The 12,930-nt window shown below is 71.3% G+C and carries 16 protein-coding genes; 8 read left to right on the top strand and 8 right to left on the bottom strand.

The window, feature by feature from the left end; genetic code table 11:
- Positions 1-2: 2 nt before the first annotated feature.
- Both FM112_RS16510 and FM112_RS16505 read right to left on the bottom strand, forming a co-directional pair.
- A complete protein-coding gene (locus FM112_RS16510; protein WP_254910553.1) occupies positions 3-569 on the bottom strand; it encodes a DUF3027 domain-containing protein in 567 nt (188 codons plus the stop codon).
- The gene (locus tag FM112_RS16505) at positions 553-936 is read right to left on the bottom strand and encodes a cold-shock protein (RefSeq protein ID WP_087009552.1); all 384 of its coding nucleotides are present in this window, start codon (positions 934-936) and stop codon (positions 553-555) included. The genes FM112_RS16510 and FM112_RS16505 overlap by 17 nt, the downstream gene beginning before the upstream one ends.
- Positions 937-1,147: 211 nt before the next feature.
- On the opposite strand from FM112_RS16505, the gene FM112_RS16500 reads away from it, so the two are divergent.
- The 6 genes from FM112_RS16500 (at position 1,148) to FM112_RS16475 (ending at position 7,800) form a co-directional block, all read left to right on the top strand.
- Positions 1,148-1,420: a hypothetical protein gene (locus FM112_RS16500; RefSeq protein ID WP_087009551.1), complete on the top strand. Its 273-nt coding sequence runs from the start codon at positions 1,148-1,150 to the stop codon at positions 1,418-1,420.
- 4 nt (positions 1,421-1,424) lie between these two features.
- Positions 1,425-3,131, top strand: coding sequence for a helicase-associated domain-containing protein (locus FM112_RS16495; protein WP_087009550.1), 1,707 nt, complete (start codon positions 1,425-1,427; stop codon positions 3,129-3,131).
- A gap of 101 nt (positions 3,132-3,232) precedes the next feature.
- Positions 3,233-4,912 carry a DNA repair helicase XPB gene (locus tag FM112_RS16490; RefSeq protein WP_087009549.1) on the top strand — a complete coding sequence of 560 codons (1,680 nt, stop codon included), beginning with the start codon at positions 3,233-3,235 and terminating at the stop codon, positions 4,910-4,912.
- Complete coding sequence (locus FM112_RS16485; protein WP_087009548.1) at positions 4,905-5,606, top strand: response regulator transcription factor; 702 nt, start codon at positions 4,905-4,907, stop codon at positions 5,604-5,606. Before FM112_RS16490 ends, FM112_RS16485 begins: the two co-directional genes overlap by 8 nt.
- Before the next feature lie 6 nt (positions 5,607-5,612).
- Complete coding sequence (locus tag FM112_RS16480) at positions 5,613-7,418, top strand: cell wall metabolism sensor histidine kinase WalK (RefSeq protein WP_087009547.1); 1,806 nt, start codon at positions 5,613-5,615, stop codon at positions 7,416-7,418.
- A gap of 91 nt (positions 7,419-7,509) precedes the next feature.
- Complete coding sequence (locus FM112_RS16475) at positions 7,510-7,800, top strand: WXG100 family type VII secretion target (protein WP_087009546.1); 291 nt, start codon at positions 7,510-7,512, stop codon at positions 7,798-7,800.
- 96 nt (positions 7,801-7,896) lie between these two features.
- Here FM112_RS16475 and groL read toward each other — a convergent pair whose 3' ends face one another.
- The 3 genes from groL to FM112_RS16460 all read right to left on the bottom strand — a co-directional run bounded on the left by groL (position 7,897) and on the right by FM112_RS16460 (position 10,690).
- Entirely contained in the window at positions 7,897-9,516 is a 1,620-nt protein-coding gene (groL, locus tag FM112_RS16470) for a chaperonin GroEL (RefSeq protein ID WP_087009545.1), read from the bottom strand.
- Between the two features lie 190 nt (positions 9,517-9,706).
- Positions 9,707-10,285, bottom strand: coding sequence for a LytR C-terminal domain-containing protein (locus FM112_RS16465; protein ID WP_087009544.1), 579 nt, complete (start codon positions 10,283-10,285; stop codon positions 9,707-9,709).
- A gap of 42 nt (positions 10,286-10,327) precedes the next feature.
- Complete coding sequence (locus FM112_RS16460; RefSeq protein ID WP_087009543.1) at positions 10,328-10,690, bottom strand: DUF3263 domain-containing protein; 363 nt, start codon at positions 10,688-10,690, stop codon at positions 10,328-10,330.
- A 129-nt stretch (positions 10,691-10,819) separates the two neighbouring features.
- Here FM112_RS16460 and msrB point away from each other — a divergent pair, with 129 nt between their 5' ends.
- The gene (gene msrB / locus FM112_RS16455) at positions 10,820-11,224 is read left to right on the top strand and encodes a peptide-methionine (R)-S-oxide reductase MsrB (protein WP_087009542.1); all 405 of its coding nucleotides are present in this window, start codon (positions 10,820-10,822) and stop codon (positions 11,222-11,224) included.
- 47 nt (positions 11,225-11,271) lie between these two features.
- On the opposite strand, the gene FM112_RS16450 is transcribed toward msrB, so the two are convergent.
- Complete coding sequence (locus FM112_RS16450; protein ID WP_087009541.1) at positions 11,272-11,610, bottom strand: cupin; 339 nt, start codon at positions 11,608-11,610, stop codon at positions 11,272-11,274.
- 110 nt (positions 11,611-11,720) lie between these two features.
- Positions 11,721-12,293, bottom strand: coding sequence for a hypothetical protein (locus FM112_RS16445; RefSeq protein WP_087009540.1), 573 nt, complete (start codon positions 12,291-12,293; stop codon positions 11,721-11,723).
- A gap of 117 nt (positions 12,294-12,410) precedes the next feature.
- Between FM112_RS16445 and FM112_RS16440 the strand changes: the two genes are divergently transcribed.
- Positions 12,411-12,614 carry a hypothetical protein gene (locus FM112_RS16440; protein ID WP_087009539.1) on the top strand — a complete coding sequence of 68 codons (204 nt, stop codon included), beginning with the start codon at positions 12,411-12,413 and terminating at the stop codon, positions 12,612-12,614.
- Here FM112_RS16440 and FM112_RS16435 read toward each other — a convergent pair.
- Positions 12,601-12,798 carry a hypothetical protein gene (locus FM112_RS16435; protein WP_087009538.1) on the bottom strand — a complete coding sequence of 66 codons (198 nt, stop codon included), beginning with the start codon at positions 12,796-12,798 and terminating at the stop codon, positions 12,601-12,603. The two genes, FM112_RS16440 and FM112_RS16435, sit on opposite strands and share 14 nt — an antisense overlap.
- Between the last annotated feature and the right edge of the window lie 132 nt (positions 12,799-12,930).

Below are 12,930 nucleotides of genomic sequence, written 5' to 3'. Positions count from 1 at the left end.
GGCTACTCCGCCTTGCCGCCCCGCCGCCGCGTGCGGGTCCGGGTGCGCTTGCGCGTCCGGATGCGCGGAGCCTCGGGCTCCGGGGCCTCGGCGCCGGCCTCCTCCTCGGAGACCGGGTTGCCCTGCTCGTCGTGCGTGGCGCGATAGGTCGCGAGGCGCTCGGCCCACGGCACCCAGCCCGGGGCCAGCAGCGCGCCCTCGGCGGGCAGCAGGCCGCACTCGAGCACGGTGGCCTGCTCGCCGTCGACGTTCGTCAGCGACACCGTCCACCACCAGTCGGGGTAGCCCGGCGCCTTCGACTCGAAGCGCAGCGAGTACACGCCGCCGCCCTCGTCGACGACCTCGTGGAAGGGCCCGACCTGCTCGAACTCGGCGATCTCGAACAGCGCGTTCCGGGCGAGCGCGATCGCGACCTCGAGCTCGGCCTCGTCCAGCTCGAGCGCGGCGTGCTCGGACTCGGCGCCTTCCCCGGCAGCCGCGGCATCCCCCGCGGCGGCTCCGGCCTCCTCCGGTCGCGACTCCGGGGCGTCCTGCTCCGGCTCGCGCTCCTCGTCACGCATCGAGCTCATCCGCCACTCGGCGGAGCATCGCCGCGATCTTCGCGCCGCTCGCGGACGGCGGGTACTGGCCGCGGCGCAGCTGGCCGCCCGCGCGGTCGAGCACCTTCACGAGGTCCTCGACGATCACGGCCATGTCCTCCGCCGGCTTGCGCTTCATCCGCACGACCGAGGACGGCGCGTCGACGACGCGCACGGAGAGCGCCTGCGCTCCCCTGCGGCCGTCGGCGATGCCGTACTCGAGCCGCGTGCCGGCGCGCAGCTGCGTCACCTCGGGCGGCAGCGCGGTGGCGTGGAGGAAGACCTCCTGCCCGTCGTCGCCCTGGATGAACCCGAATCCCTTATCGGTGTCATAGAACTTCACCTTGCCAGTAGGCATGGCACTACTCCTTGTGCGCTCCCGTCCGGGCGAGCGCGTCGTCTCTTGTCTTGCTTCGGAAGATCGTGCGGCGCCGCGGCGCCTCCAGGCACGGGGCGCCCGGCCGGGCTCCTCCCGTCCGCGGCCCCCTGCGTGCCTGCGCGCCGCCGCGCGCGATGCGTTCATCCTACCGCGCCGCCCATTCGCGCAACGGGTCGACTAAACTGGCCGGGTGAACACCGAAGCCAAGGCCGAACCCGCATACCCGCTCGTCGAGCGCATCCTCGCGTATCTCGCCACCGGCATCGCGATCCTCGCGTTCATCGGGCTGCTCACGGTGCTCCTCGCCCCGCTCTTCGGCGTCGACTACGCGACCAGCCACCTGTGGGTATGGAACGCCTCCATGTTCGTCGCCTACTGGGGCTTCCCGGTGGCCCTCATCCTCGTCGTCGCGCTGCTGCTGATCCGCGTCATCTCGAACCGTCGGGCCGGCCGCGAGCAGTAGCACCGTGCCGCCCGTTCCCGATTCCCTGCGCATCCTCGCGTCGCTCCGCTCGCTCGACGAGGACGGCTTCGCCCGGTTGCTCCGCGCGAGGCGGGTGCAGGCCCGGGGCATGGAGGACCTGCTCGACCTCGCGGAATGGCTCGAGTCGCCCGCCAACATCGCGAGCGCGCTCGAGCGCCTCGACTGGCCGACGCTCCGGGGGCTGCGCACCGGCGCGCCCGAGGCGCTCGCGCACGCGGCGGCCCTGCAGCTCGCCGTGGTCGAGGATCCCGAGGCGGGCACGGTCGCGCTGCTGCCCGAGGCCTCGCGGCAGCTGGACGCGCTGCTGCCCGAGCCGCCCGCCTGGGACGACGCGGAGCTCGCCGCCGAGGCGGCCGGGACGGAGGCCGCGCACGCCGCCACGCAGCTCGCCAACGACGCGCTCTGGCTCATCGCGGCCGAGTCGCGGGCCGTGCACCACGCCCGCGAGCGGCTGCGCCTCAGCGGCGTCGAGCTCCGCCGCATCGCCGCCGAGCTCGACCGCGATCCGCACATCGTGGACTCGACCTACCGCTGGCTCTTCGAGGCCGGGCTCATCGCGCCCTCGCAGGAGGTGTGGCGACTCACCGAGCGCGGCCACGGTTTCCTGATCCGCCCCGTCGCCGAGCGCTGGCGCGCGCTCGTCGAGACCTGGCTCGGGGAGCTGCGCCTCGACGGCGTGCGCGCCCTCGCGGAGTCCGCGGGCGTGCGGCTCGCGGCCGGCGCGCTCCCGGAGGCGGAGGGCGAGTCCGTGCTCGCGGATGCGGAGGCGCTCGGGATGCTCGACCGCGGCGCGCTCACGCCCCTCGGCGCACGGGCGCTGGACGACGATCTCGACGGCGCGGTCGGCATCCTCGCCGCCCACCTGCCCGCGCCGGTGGAGCAGGTCTACGTGCAGCCCGACCAGAGCATCCTGGCGCCGGGCCCCCTCGAGGGGGAGCTCGACCTGCGGCTGCGCCGCGTCGCCCGGCTCGAGAACCGCGCGATGGCCAGCGAGTACCGGCTGACCCCCGCCTCCGTCACCCGCGCGCTCAACGCCGGCATGACCGAGGACGAGATCCGCGCGCTGCTCGCCGAGGTCTCGCTCACCGGCATCCCCCAGCCCGTCGACTACCTGATCGGCAGCACCGCGGCGCAGCACGGCCGCGTGCGCGTCCGCGCGCACGACACCGGCTCGGGCATCTCGACCCGCGTCCGCGCCGAGAGCGAGGAGCTCCGCGACGCGATCGAGGTCGACACCGCGCTCGGCACGCTCGGGCTGCAGCGCGCGGGCGAGGAGCTCTCCACGCGGCTCCCGCCCCGGGTGGCGCTGGCCGCATTGCTCGACGCGCGCTACCCCGCGGTGCTCGAGGACGCCGAGCACCGCCTCGTGCCGGAGCCCTTCGAGGAGACCGCCGAGCCGCACGTCCCGCTGGCCACGCCCACGGCGATGCGCGCCGCGGCGGAGCTCGCCGGGCAGGCCGCCGAGGGCGACCACGCCGACGACCGCATCACGTGGCTGCAGCGGCGGCTCGAGCTCGCGCGCCGCAACAAGGCCGAGGTGCGGGTGCGCATCGACGTGCCCGGCAAGGAGGCCGTGACCCTCGCGCTGGTGCCCGTGGCCGTGAACACGCAGCGGCTGCGCGCCATCGACCTCGATGCCGATGTCGAGCGCACCGTCCCCACCCGCGCCATCCTCAGCATCGAGGAATAGCTCCCGCCCCATCCCACCCCGCCGAATCGTGGCCACGGCTGGTCGTTCTGCGGAGTCGTACCGACCAGCCGCGACCATAATCCGGAGTAGAATTGCCCCTTATGGCTGGCGGACCCCTCATCGTGCAAAGCGACCGAACCGTACTGCTCGAAGTCGCGCATCCCGACGCCGAGCAGGCCCGCCACGCGCTGGCCGTCTTCGCGGAGCTCGAGCGCGCGCCGGAGCACGTGCACACCTACCGCATCACGCGGCTGGGGCTGTGGAACGCGCGCGCGGCGGGGCACACCGCCGACGAGATGCTCGAGACCCTCGACGAGTACGCGAAGTTCCCCGTGCCGGACTCCGTGGCGATCGACCTCCGCGAGACCGTGAACCGCTACGGCCGGCTCGCGATCGAACGCGACGAGGAGGGCCTCGTGCTGCGCTCGGCCGACGAGGCCGTGATGCGCCAGGTCGCGAACCACAAGCAGATCAAGCCCATGCTCGCCTCCCCGACCGTCGACGGCTGGCGCATCGAGGACTGGGCGCGCGGCTCGCTGAAGCAGCAGCTTGTGAAGCTCGGCTGGCCCGCCGAGGACCTCGCGGGCTACACGCCGGGCACGCCGCACGAGATCGAGCTCGACGAGCGCGACTGGTCGCTGCGCGACTACCAGCGGGACGCGGTGGACAACTTCTTCGAGGGCGGCTCCGGCGTCGTGGTGCTCCCCTGCGGCGCGGGCAAGACGCTCGTGGGCGCCGGCGCGATGGCCGCGGCGGGGACGAGCACGCTCATCCTCGTCACGAACACCGTCTCGGCGCGCCAGTGGCGCTCCGAGCTGCTGCGGCGCACCTCCCTCACGGAGGAGGAGATCGGCGAGTACTCCGGGGAGTCCAAGGAGATCAAGCCGGTCACGATCGCGACCTACCAGATCCTCACCGCCCGCCGGAAGGGCAAGTACGCCCACCTCTCGCTGCTCAACGCGCTCGACTGGGGACTCATCGTCTACGACGAGGTGCACCTGCTCCCCGCGCCGGTGTTCAAGCTCACCGCCGACCTGCAGGCGCGCCGCCGCCTGGGGCTCACCGCGACGCTCGTGCGCGAGGACGGCCGCGAGGGCGATGTCTTCTCGCTCATCGGCCCCAAGCGATTCGACGCCCCCTGGAAGGAGATCGAGGCGCAGGGCTTCATCTCCCCCGCCGAGTGCTTCGAGATCCGCGTGGACCTGCCCTACGAGACGCGCATGGGCTACGCCTCCGCGAGCGACGAGGACCGCTACCGCATCGCCGCCACGGCCCCGATCAAGCTCGACGTGGTGCGCCGCCTCGTGGAGCGGCACGAGGGCGAGCGCATCCTCGTCATCGGCCAGTACCTCGACCAGATCGATGAGATCGCGGACCGGCTCGACGTGCCCAGGCTCACCGGCCAGACGCCCACCTCCGAGCGCGAGGAGCTCTACGAGGCCTTCCGCAACGGGGACGACCCGGTGCTCGTGGTCTCGAAGGTCGCGAACTTCTCGGTGGACCTCCCCGACGCCTCGGTCGCGATCCAGATCTCGGGCTCCTACGGCTCCCGCCAGGAGGAGGCGCAGCGCCTCGGCCGGCTCCTGCGCCCGTCCTCGAGCGGGGTCTCGGCCTCCTTCTACACGATCGTCTCGCGCGACACCGTGGACCAGGACTTCGCGCAGAACCGCCAGCGGTTCCTCGCGGAGCAGGGCTACGCCTACTCCATCCTCGACGCCGATTCCCTCGACACAACCAGAAATTCCTCAGCAGAGCAGGACGATACTGATTTCCATGACTGATGGTGGACCCAAGATCCTTGTTGTTGACGACGAGCCGAACATCCGCGAGCTGCTCTCCACGAGCCTGCGCTTCGCCGGGTTCATGGTTCGCACCGTCGGGAACGGCGCCGGCGCGATCGCCGCGGTGATCGACGAGGAGCCCGACCTGATCGTGCTGGACGTCATGCTTCCCGATATGTCCGGCTTCGGCGTGACCAAGCGCCTGCGCGCCTCCGGCTACGCCTCGCCCATCCTCTTCCTCACCGCGAAGGACACGACAGACGACAAGATCGAGGGTCTCAACGCGGGCGGCGACGACTACGTCACGAAGCCGTTCAGCCTCGACGAGATCGTCGCGCGCATCAAGGCCATCCTGCGCCGCACGATGCACAGCGAGGAGGAGGCCGTGATCCGCGTGGGCGAGCTCACGATGGATCAGGACACGCACGAGGTGTTCATCAACGACGAGCCCATCGACCTCAGCCCCACCGAGTTCAAGCTGCTGCGCTACCTCATGCTCAACCCCAACCGGGTGCTCTCGAAGGCGCAGATCCTCGACCACGTGTGGGAGTACGACTTCAACGGCGACGCCGGCATCGTCGAGTCCTACATCTCCTATCTGCGCCGCAAGCTGGACGCGCACACGAGCGAGTCGCTCATCCAGACCAAGCGCGGGTTCGGGTACATGCTCAAGCTTCCGGGTTCCAAGGCCTGACCCTTCGTGTCCAAGCGCCGGCTGCGCTGGAACCAGTTCTCGCTTCGGAACCAGCTGACGATCGTCAACGTGGTGCTGCTCGCCTTCTCGCTCATCGTGGCGGGCACCGGCACCACGCTGCTGTTGCGCCCCACGCTCGTGGGGCAGCTCGACGCCAACCTGCGCTCCATCGCCGCCGACCCGTCGCTCGTGATCGGCAGCGAGGCGAACAGCGGCCAGTTCACCTACGAGTACATCCGCACCGCGCCGCAGCCCTACTACGTCGCGGTACTCGACGACCAGGGCCGGCTGCTCGTCGACAACTGGATCGGGCGCCCGCGCTCGATCGCCCCGAACACGGATGAGCTCGGGCTCGGCCAGTCGGTGGACCCGGACGCCCCCACCTACCCGATCGAGGAGATCCGGGACGGGCTGGGCGCCCCGTGGCGCGTGGTGACGGTGCGCGAGGACCAGTACGCCGCCGATACCGTGTCGGGCACCCTCGTGGTGGCGATGCCGCTCTCGAGCGTGAACGCCACGATGGCGAGCTTCCTCGCGATCTTCTTCGGGTTCGGGCTCTCGGTGCTCATCTTCGCCGCGGCGCTCACCCGCCTGCTCGTCTCGGCGACGCTGCAGCCGCTGCGCAAGGTGGAGTCGACGGCCATGGCCTTCGCCGCCGGCGACTACGATCAGCGCCTGCCCGAGGCCACGCCCAACACCGAGGTCGGGCGCCTCTCGCGGGCGCTGAACACGATGCTGGGGCGCATCGACTCGGCCCTCGACGAGCGCGATCGGACCATCACCCAGATGCGCCGGTTCGTCGGCGACGCCTCGCACGAGCTGCGCACGCCGCTCGTGACCGTGCGCGGCTACGCGGAGCTCTACCGGATGGGGGCGCTCGACGACTCCGAGAAGGTGGACGGGGCGATGGATCGCATCGAGGGCGAGGCGAAGCGGATGGGCGGCCTCGTGGAGGACCTCCTGCAGCTCGCGCGCCTCGACGAGGACCGCGAGATGCCCAAGGACGTGATCGACCTCGAGCCCCTCGCCGAGGACTCAGCGATGGACACGAACGCGCAGGCGCCGAACCGGCGCGTGCGCGTGCTGCCGGTGCGCGTGGTGGAGACGGAGGACGACGAGTACGATCCCCGCGGCAGCGCCTTCGGGCGCCCCGGGGACTTCGACGTCGAGGAGGAGCCCGAGCTCCCGCCCGAGGATTCCGCTTCCGCCGAGGACGAGCCTGCGGCTGAGGAGCCCCGCAACCGCTTCCGCCTGGTGCGGGCGCTGGCACCGAAGTTCCCGCGCCTGCGCCGCGGCGGCAGGAACGGGGCCGCGGAGCCCGAGTCCGCCGCCGAGACGGAGATCGTGCCGCCCGCGGCCCCCGCACCGGTCGACGCCCCGGAGCCGCCCATCGAGGAGGACGAGGGCGAGATCCCCGCGATGATCTACGGCAACAGCGACAAGGTGCGCCAGGCCGTCCAGAACATCGTGGGCAATGCCCTGCGCTACACGCCGGACGGCACGCCGCTCGAGCTCGGCGTGGTCGTGGACGTGCCGCGCAAGCTCGCGACGATCGAGGTCATCGACCACGGCGACGGGGTCACCGAGGAGGAGCGGCAGAAGATCTTCCAGCGCTTCTGGCGCGCCGACAGCTCCCGCAACCGCGACACGGGCGGCACGGGCCTCGGGCTCGCGATCGTGTCGGCCATCATGCAGGCCCACGAGGGCTCGGTGGACGTCGTCGATACGCCGGGCGGCGGCGCGACGTTCCGGCTGCAGTTCCCGCTGCTCACCAGTCCGCCTGTGGATGAGCAGGGCTCCACAGCGCAGTAGCCCTCCGCCGCCCGCCGGCCTCCTTCCTGCCTAGGTTGGTGGCGTCGCCCGCGCTCAGGACGCGCGGGGGCTACCGGACAGGGAGAAGGACATGGCGCGTTTTACCGTCGATTCAGACCAGCTCAACGCCACGATGGCGGCCGCATACACCGAGATCCAGGCCGTGGAGACGCATACGAGCCAGCTCACGACCCAGCTGACCAGCATGGAGTCGGCCTGGCAGGGTCAGGCCTCGGTGCAGTTCCAGCACTGCGTGGAGAAGTGGCGCGGCACGCAGGCGCAGGTGGAGGCCGCGATCAGCGAGCTCAACAACGCGCTCGGCGCGGCGGCGAGCCACTACGGCACGACCGAGAACGACGTCATCCGGCTGTTCACGCTCTGAGCGGGGCCGGAGGCCGGGCGCCGGTGCGCGGCGCGGCGGGAATGCGAAAGCGGGCGGTACCCGGAGGTACCGCCCGCTTGTCGTTCGAGGTTCGGACTAGAAGTCCATGCCGCCCGTCGGGTCGGCTGCCGGTGCGGCGTTGGCCGGGGCCGGCTTGTCGGCGACGACCGCCTCGGTGGTGAGGAAGAGGCCGGCGATGGACGCGGCGTTCTGCAGCGCCGAGCGGGTGACCTTGACCGGGTCGAGGATGCCCGAGGTGACCATGTCGACGTACTCGCCGGTCGCGGCGTTGAGGCCGTGGCCGACCTCGAGGTTGCGGACGCGCTCGGCGACCACGCCCGCCTCGAGACCCGCGTTGAGCGCGATCTGCTTGAGCGGGGCGTCGAGGGCCCACTTCACGATCTTCGCGCCGGTCTGCTCGTCGCCCAGGAGCTCGAGCTTCGAGACGGCCTCGCCGGCCTGGGCGAGCGCGACGCCGCCACCGGCGACGATGCCCTCTTCCACGGCGGCCTTCGCGTTGCGCACGGCGTCCTCGATGCGGTGCTTGCGCTCCTTGAGCTCGACCTCGGTGGCCGCGCCCGCCTTGATGACGGCCACGCCGCCGGCGAGCTTGGCGAGGCGCTCCTGGAGCTTCTCGCGGTCGTAGTCCGAGTCGGTGTTCTGGATCTCGGCCTTGATCTGGGCGACGCGGCCCTCGATGACGTCGGCCTCGCCGGCGCCCTCGACGATGGTGGTCTCGTCCTTGGTGATGATGACCTTGCGCGCACGGCCGAGCATGTCGATGGTCGTGTTCTCGAGCTTGAGGCCGACCTCCTCCGAGATGACCTGGCCGCCGGTGAGGATCGCGATGTCCTGCAGCATGGCCTTGCGGCGGTCGCCGAAGCCGGGGGCCTTCACGGCGGCCGACTTGAAGATGCCGCGGATCTTGTTCACGACGAGGGTCGCGAGCGCTTCGCCGTCGACGTCCTCGGCGATGATGAGCAGCTGCTTGCCGGCCTGCATCACCTTGTCCACGACCGGAAGGAGGTCCTTCACGTTCGAGATCTTGCTGTTGACGATGAGGATGTAGGCGTCCTCGAAGACCGCCTCCTGGCGGTCCGCGTCGGTCACGAAGTACTGCGAGAGGTAGCCCTTGTCGAAGCGCATGCCCTCGGTGAGCTCGAGCGTGGTGCCGAACGTGTTCGACTCCTCGACGGTAACGACGCCCTCGCGGCCGACCTTGTCGATGGCCTCGGCGATGATCTCGCCGATCTGGGGGTCGGCTGCCGAGATCGAGGCGGTGGCGGCGATGTGCTCCTTGGTCTCGACCTCCTTGGCGGTGGCGAAGAGGTGCTCGGTGACAGCCTCCACGGCCTTGTCGATGCCGCGGCGGACCGAGATCGGGTCGGCGCCCGCGGCGACGTTGCGGAGGCCTTCCTTGACGAGGGCCTGCGCGAGGACGGTCGCGGTGGTCGTGCCGTCGCCGGCGACGTCGTCGGTCTTCTTGGCGACCTCCTTGACGAGCTCGGCGCCGATCTTCTCGTAGGCGTCCTCGAGCTCGATCTCCTTGGCGATGGAGACGCCGTCGTTGGTGATCGTGGGTGCGCCCCACTTCTTCTCGAGCACGACGTTACGGCCGCGCGGTCCAAGGGTGACCTTGACGGTGTCGGCAAGCGTGTTGAGACCACGCTCGAGACCGCGACGGGCCTCTTCATCAAAGGCGATCATCTTCGACATATATTCGTCGTCCTTTCGGGACGTAAGTGGTGGTTCAGCGGTTTAGCACTCGAGCGAATCGAGTGCCAAGGACCATGTTGGCACTCTCACCCCGAGAGTGCAAGCAAGCGCCCCGCGGTCCGCTGGTGGCGAACTCCCGTCCCGCTCGGGAGGGCGCATCGCCGCGACGCTCCCGGGCCGACGGCGCCGCCTATTCCACGAGACCCGAGCCGTCCTGGCCCACCACGACGACGATCTCGCCGGGCTGCGCGAGTTCGGGGTCGACGACGGCCTCGCCGAAGCCGAAGTCCTCCGCCAGCGCCATCGCCGCCGGCAGCTCGTCCTCGCTGCCCGCCGCGATCGTGGTCGTGGCGTTATCCGAGGAATCGGCGTCGGTCACGAGCACGACGTTCCACTCGTTGGCGTAGAGCACGTCGGATGCGGCGCCGGCCAGCCCGCCGATGCCCGCGCCGTTCAGCACCGTCACCGGCACCTCCGGGTCGTGCTCGGCGACGACCTCCTCCTCGGTGGGCGTCGGCTCGGGCTCGCCCGTGGCGGGCGGGGTGGTCTCGGTCTGCTCCTGCTGGTCCTCCATCGCCTGCGAGGTGAACTGCACCTGGCGGTCGATCATCCACATCACGCCGACGCCGATGCCGACCAGCAGCACGAAGGACACCGCGGCGATGAGCCACGAGGACAGCTTCGATGCACGGGTGCGCGGGGCCCGGTGCGCCCCGCGCCGCTTCAGGCTGGAGGGGAAGTCGTCGAAGCGATCTTTGGGGTACTTCACGAGGCAGATTCTTTCGTCGGACGTGGGGTGGGCTGGTGAATTCTAGGATGCACGGTATCGCCGATCCCTCTTCCGGTCACGGATGCGTCGCAGCCGCCCGATGAGGAGCGGGTTCTCGACCAGCGCGACCGGCGATTCTATGAGCGTACCGAGTATTTGGTAGTACCGGGTCGGCGAATAGCCGAAGTCGGCGCGGATCGCGTCCTCCTTCGCCCGCGAGTGGCGGGGATGGGCCTCCTCGAACTCGAGGATGCCCCGCTCGAGATCCGTGAGGGCGTCCGACTCCGTCGCGGCGCCGGCCCGCTCGGATTCGAGCGGGCCGTCCTCGGGTCGCGGGTCGGGCGGGGCACCCGCGCCCTCGGGTTCATGCGGGGCGTCGTCGGCGGCATGCGTCTGCTCGGCCATCCGTCTCCCCCAATCGTCCGCCGATGGAATTCCCCAGAATCTTAGGCGTTGTCTCTTGGGACAACGCAGACAGGGCCCCGGTCGGCGCGCATCCGGCGCGTAGACTTTCCGGGATCGAGAGGAGTCGTCATGACCTACGAAGTCGAGCGAACCGAGGACCAGTGGCGGCAGGCGCTCAATCCCGAGGAGTTCCAGGTGCTGCGCCGGGCCGGCACCGAGCGCCCTTTCACGGGCGCGCTGCTCGAAGAGGCGCGGCCGGGCATGTACTCCTGCCGGGCGTGCGGCAACGAGCTGTTCGCCGCCCAGACGAAGTTCGACGCGGGCTGCGGCTGGCCGAGCTTCTGGGAGCCGCTACGGCCGGAGGCGGTCGAGCACCGCGAGGACCGCTCGCTGGGGATGCGCCGCGTCGAGGTCCTGTGCGCGAAGTGCGGCTCGCACCTCGGGCATGTGTTCCCCGACGGCTACGGCACGCCCACGGGCGACCGCTACTGCATGAACTCCCTCAGCCTCGAGTTCACGCCCAACGCCGCCTGATCGCGGGGCGCCCGGCCCCGGGCGGGCTCGGCCCGGGCCGACTCGTCTCAGTCGGACTCGCGGTCGACGCCGGTGACGGTCGTCAGCAGGAAGGCCGCGTCCTCGAGCGCGAGTACCGAATGCCGCTGCGGCGTCAGCACCCGCAGCTCGTTCTCCCCGATCTCCTGCAGCTCGCCGTCCTCGGTCTCGACCCGGAGGCGCCCCACGAGCACCTGGATGCTGCCCGCCGGCGGCGAGTTGTGCTCGGGCAGGCGCCCGCCCTCGGGCAGCGCGAGGATCGTCTGCCGCAGCTCGTGATCGTGCGCGACGAGTTCGGCGCTGCGGCCGTGCTCGCTCTCGCGCGCGGCCTGCAGGTGCGAGTACGCGAGCTCGTTGAGATCCACCATGTCGTCCTCCCCCTTCGGAGTCTTCCCGCACCATCCTCGGCCATCCGCGTGGGCCCCGCCTGAACCGCGCAGCCCCGGGCGCCCCGGCCGCCGGCGGCAGCGGCGCCCGATCAGGCCGGGGCGTCGTGCGCCGAGTACAGGGGCTCGGCGGCGGCCGCGGGCAGCGCGATGACCGGCAGCGGCTCGCCGCGGTGCTTGTCGACCGCGAGGGTCACGTAGCCCTCCCCGTTCTCGACGTCGCGGTACACGCTGATGAGCACCCCGCCCTCGCGCACGGTGCTCTTCATCCAGCGCATGAAGCGGCCGGGATCCCCCGAGCCGAAGTCCTGCCGGATCTGCTCGACGGCGCCGGGGCCGGCCGCGACGCGGCTGTTGCCCGCGAGCTTGAGCCGATGCCCCGCGGCCGTGGTGATCCGGAACCGCCCCGCGAGCGCCGCGAAGCCGAAGAAGAACCCGAGCACGCCGGGCACCGCGAAGGCCGCCATGACCAGGTAACCGGGCCCCTGGCGCCGCCCGTCGCCCGCGTTCTCGCGGGCCCAGACCACGAGGGCGTCGAAGTTCAGCGCGGCCAGGATGATCGCGATGAGGCAGAACAGCGCGACGCCGCCGAGGACGGCCACCCGCGGGCGGTGGATGCTGAGTCGGAAGCGCGGGTCTCCCGCGAAGATCCTCTTGGTGGACATGGCTCGTCGCTGCTTTCTCGAATGCGGCGGGACCTGCCCGCCCGCGGAACGATGCAAGCGTAGTGCAGCGCGGGACGGGCCCAGAGCGACCGGGAGTCGAGCTTCGGCGGCGCCTGGATGCTCGGCAGGATCGCCAAGTGGTCGCCGGCCGCGATCGCCGATGCCTTCGAGCGCGACTCCCGCGAACTCGACGCGTCGGCGCTGGCCCGGGTGCTCGAGCGCGAGCCGCTCGACGCGATCGACCTCGACGCGCTGAACCCGGACCGCGACGACGCACGGGTGCGTCGGATCGCGGCCCGGACCGGCTTCACGCTTCGCTGAGCCCGCCGTCCCACGCGGGCAGCAGCGCGGGGTCCACGGTGCCGTGCAGGGCGCCGAGCGCGATGGGCTCGCGCAGCGTCGAGACGAAGGCGCGCAGCCGTACGAAGGCGCGCAGCCGTGCGAGCGCGTGGCGGGGACGTGCGACTGCGGGGCGCGGGGCGCGCCCGGGGCGGTGCTGGATCATGGCTCTCGGCCTCCTTCGGGGTTCCGTGCCCGCAGACTACGAGCGCCGCAGGGCCGGATGAACCCCCGCCGTCATCGGGCGTCAGACCGCGCAATATTCCGACACGGGGCGCCGAGCCGCCCGGACGGCCGG

Origin of the sequence: Gulosibacter sp. 10 (genome assembly GCF_900163695.1) — a bacterium.
Classification (GTDB): Bacteria; Actinomycetota; Actinomycetes; order Actinomycetales; family Microbacteriaceae; genus Gulosibacter.
Note: the sequence above shows the minus strand (reverse complement) of the source record. Positions and strands in the feature narration are given on the sequence as shown.

Bases quoted from the DNA above. Each gene is read 5' to 3' on its own strand.
- FM112_RS16510 (WP_254910553.1), bottom strand. From the start codon at position 569: ATGAGCTCGATGCGTGACGAGGAGCGCGAGCCGGAGCAGGACGCCCCG.
- FM112_RS16505 (WP_087009552.1), bottom strand. From the start codon at position 936: ATGCCTACTGGCAAGGTGAAGTTCTATGACACCGATAAGGGATTCGGG.
- FM112_RS16490 (WP_087009549.1), top strand. From the start codon at position 3,233: ATGGCTGGCGGACCCCTCATCGTGCAAAGCGACCGAACCGTACTGCTC.
- FM112_RS16485 (WP_087009548.1), top strand. From the start codon at position 4,905: ATGACTGATGGTGGACCCAAGATCCTTGTTGTTGACGACGAGCCGAAC.
- FM112_RS16475 (WP_087009546.1), top strand. From the start codon at position 7,510: ATGGCGCGTTTTACCGTCGATTCAGACCAGCTCAACGCCACGATGGCG.
- groL (WP_087009545.1), bottom strand. From the start codon at position 9,516: ATGTCGAAGATGATCGCCTTTGATGAAGAGGCCCGTCGCGGTCTCGAG.
- FM112_RS16460 (WP_087009543.1), bottom strand. From the start codon at position 10,690: ATGGCCGAGCAGACGCATGCCGCCGACGACGCCCCGCATGAACCCGAG.
- msrB (WP_087009542.1), top strand. From the start codon at position 10,820: ATGACCTACGAAGTCGAGCGAACCGAGGACCAGTGGCGGCAGGCGCTC.
- FM112_RS16450 (WP_087009541.1), bottom strand. From the start codon at position 11,610: ATGGTGGATCTCAACGAGCTCGCGTACTCGCACCTGCAGGCCGCGCGC.
- FM112_RS16445 (WP_087009540.1), bottom strand. From the start codon at position 12,293: ATGTCCACCAAGAGGATCTTCGCGGGAGACCCGCGCTTCCGACTCAGC.
- FM112_RS16440 (WP_087009539.1), top strand. From the start codon at position 12,411: ATGCTCGGCAGGATCGCCAAGTGGTCGCCGGCCGCGATCGCCGATGCC.
- FM112_RS16435 (WP_087009538.1), bottom strand. From the start codon at position 12,798: ATGATCCAGCACCGCCCCGGGCGCGCCCCGCGCCCCGCAGTCGCACGT.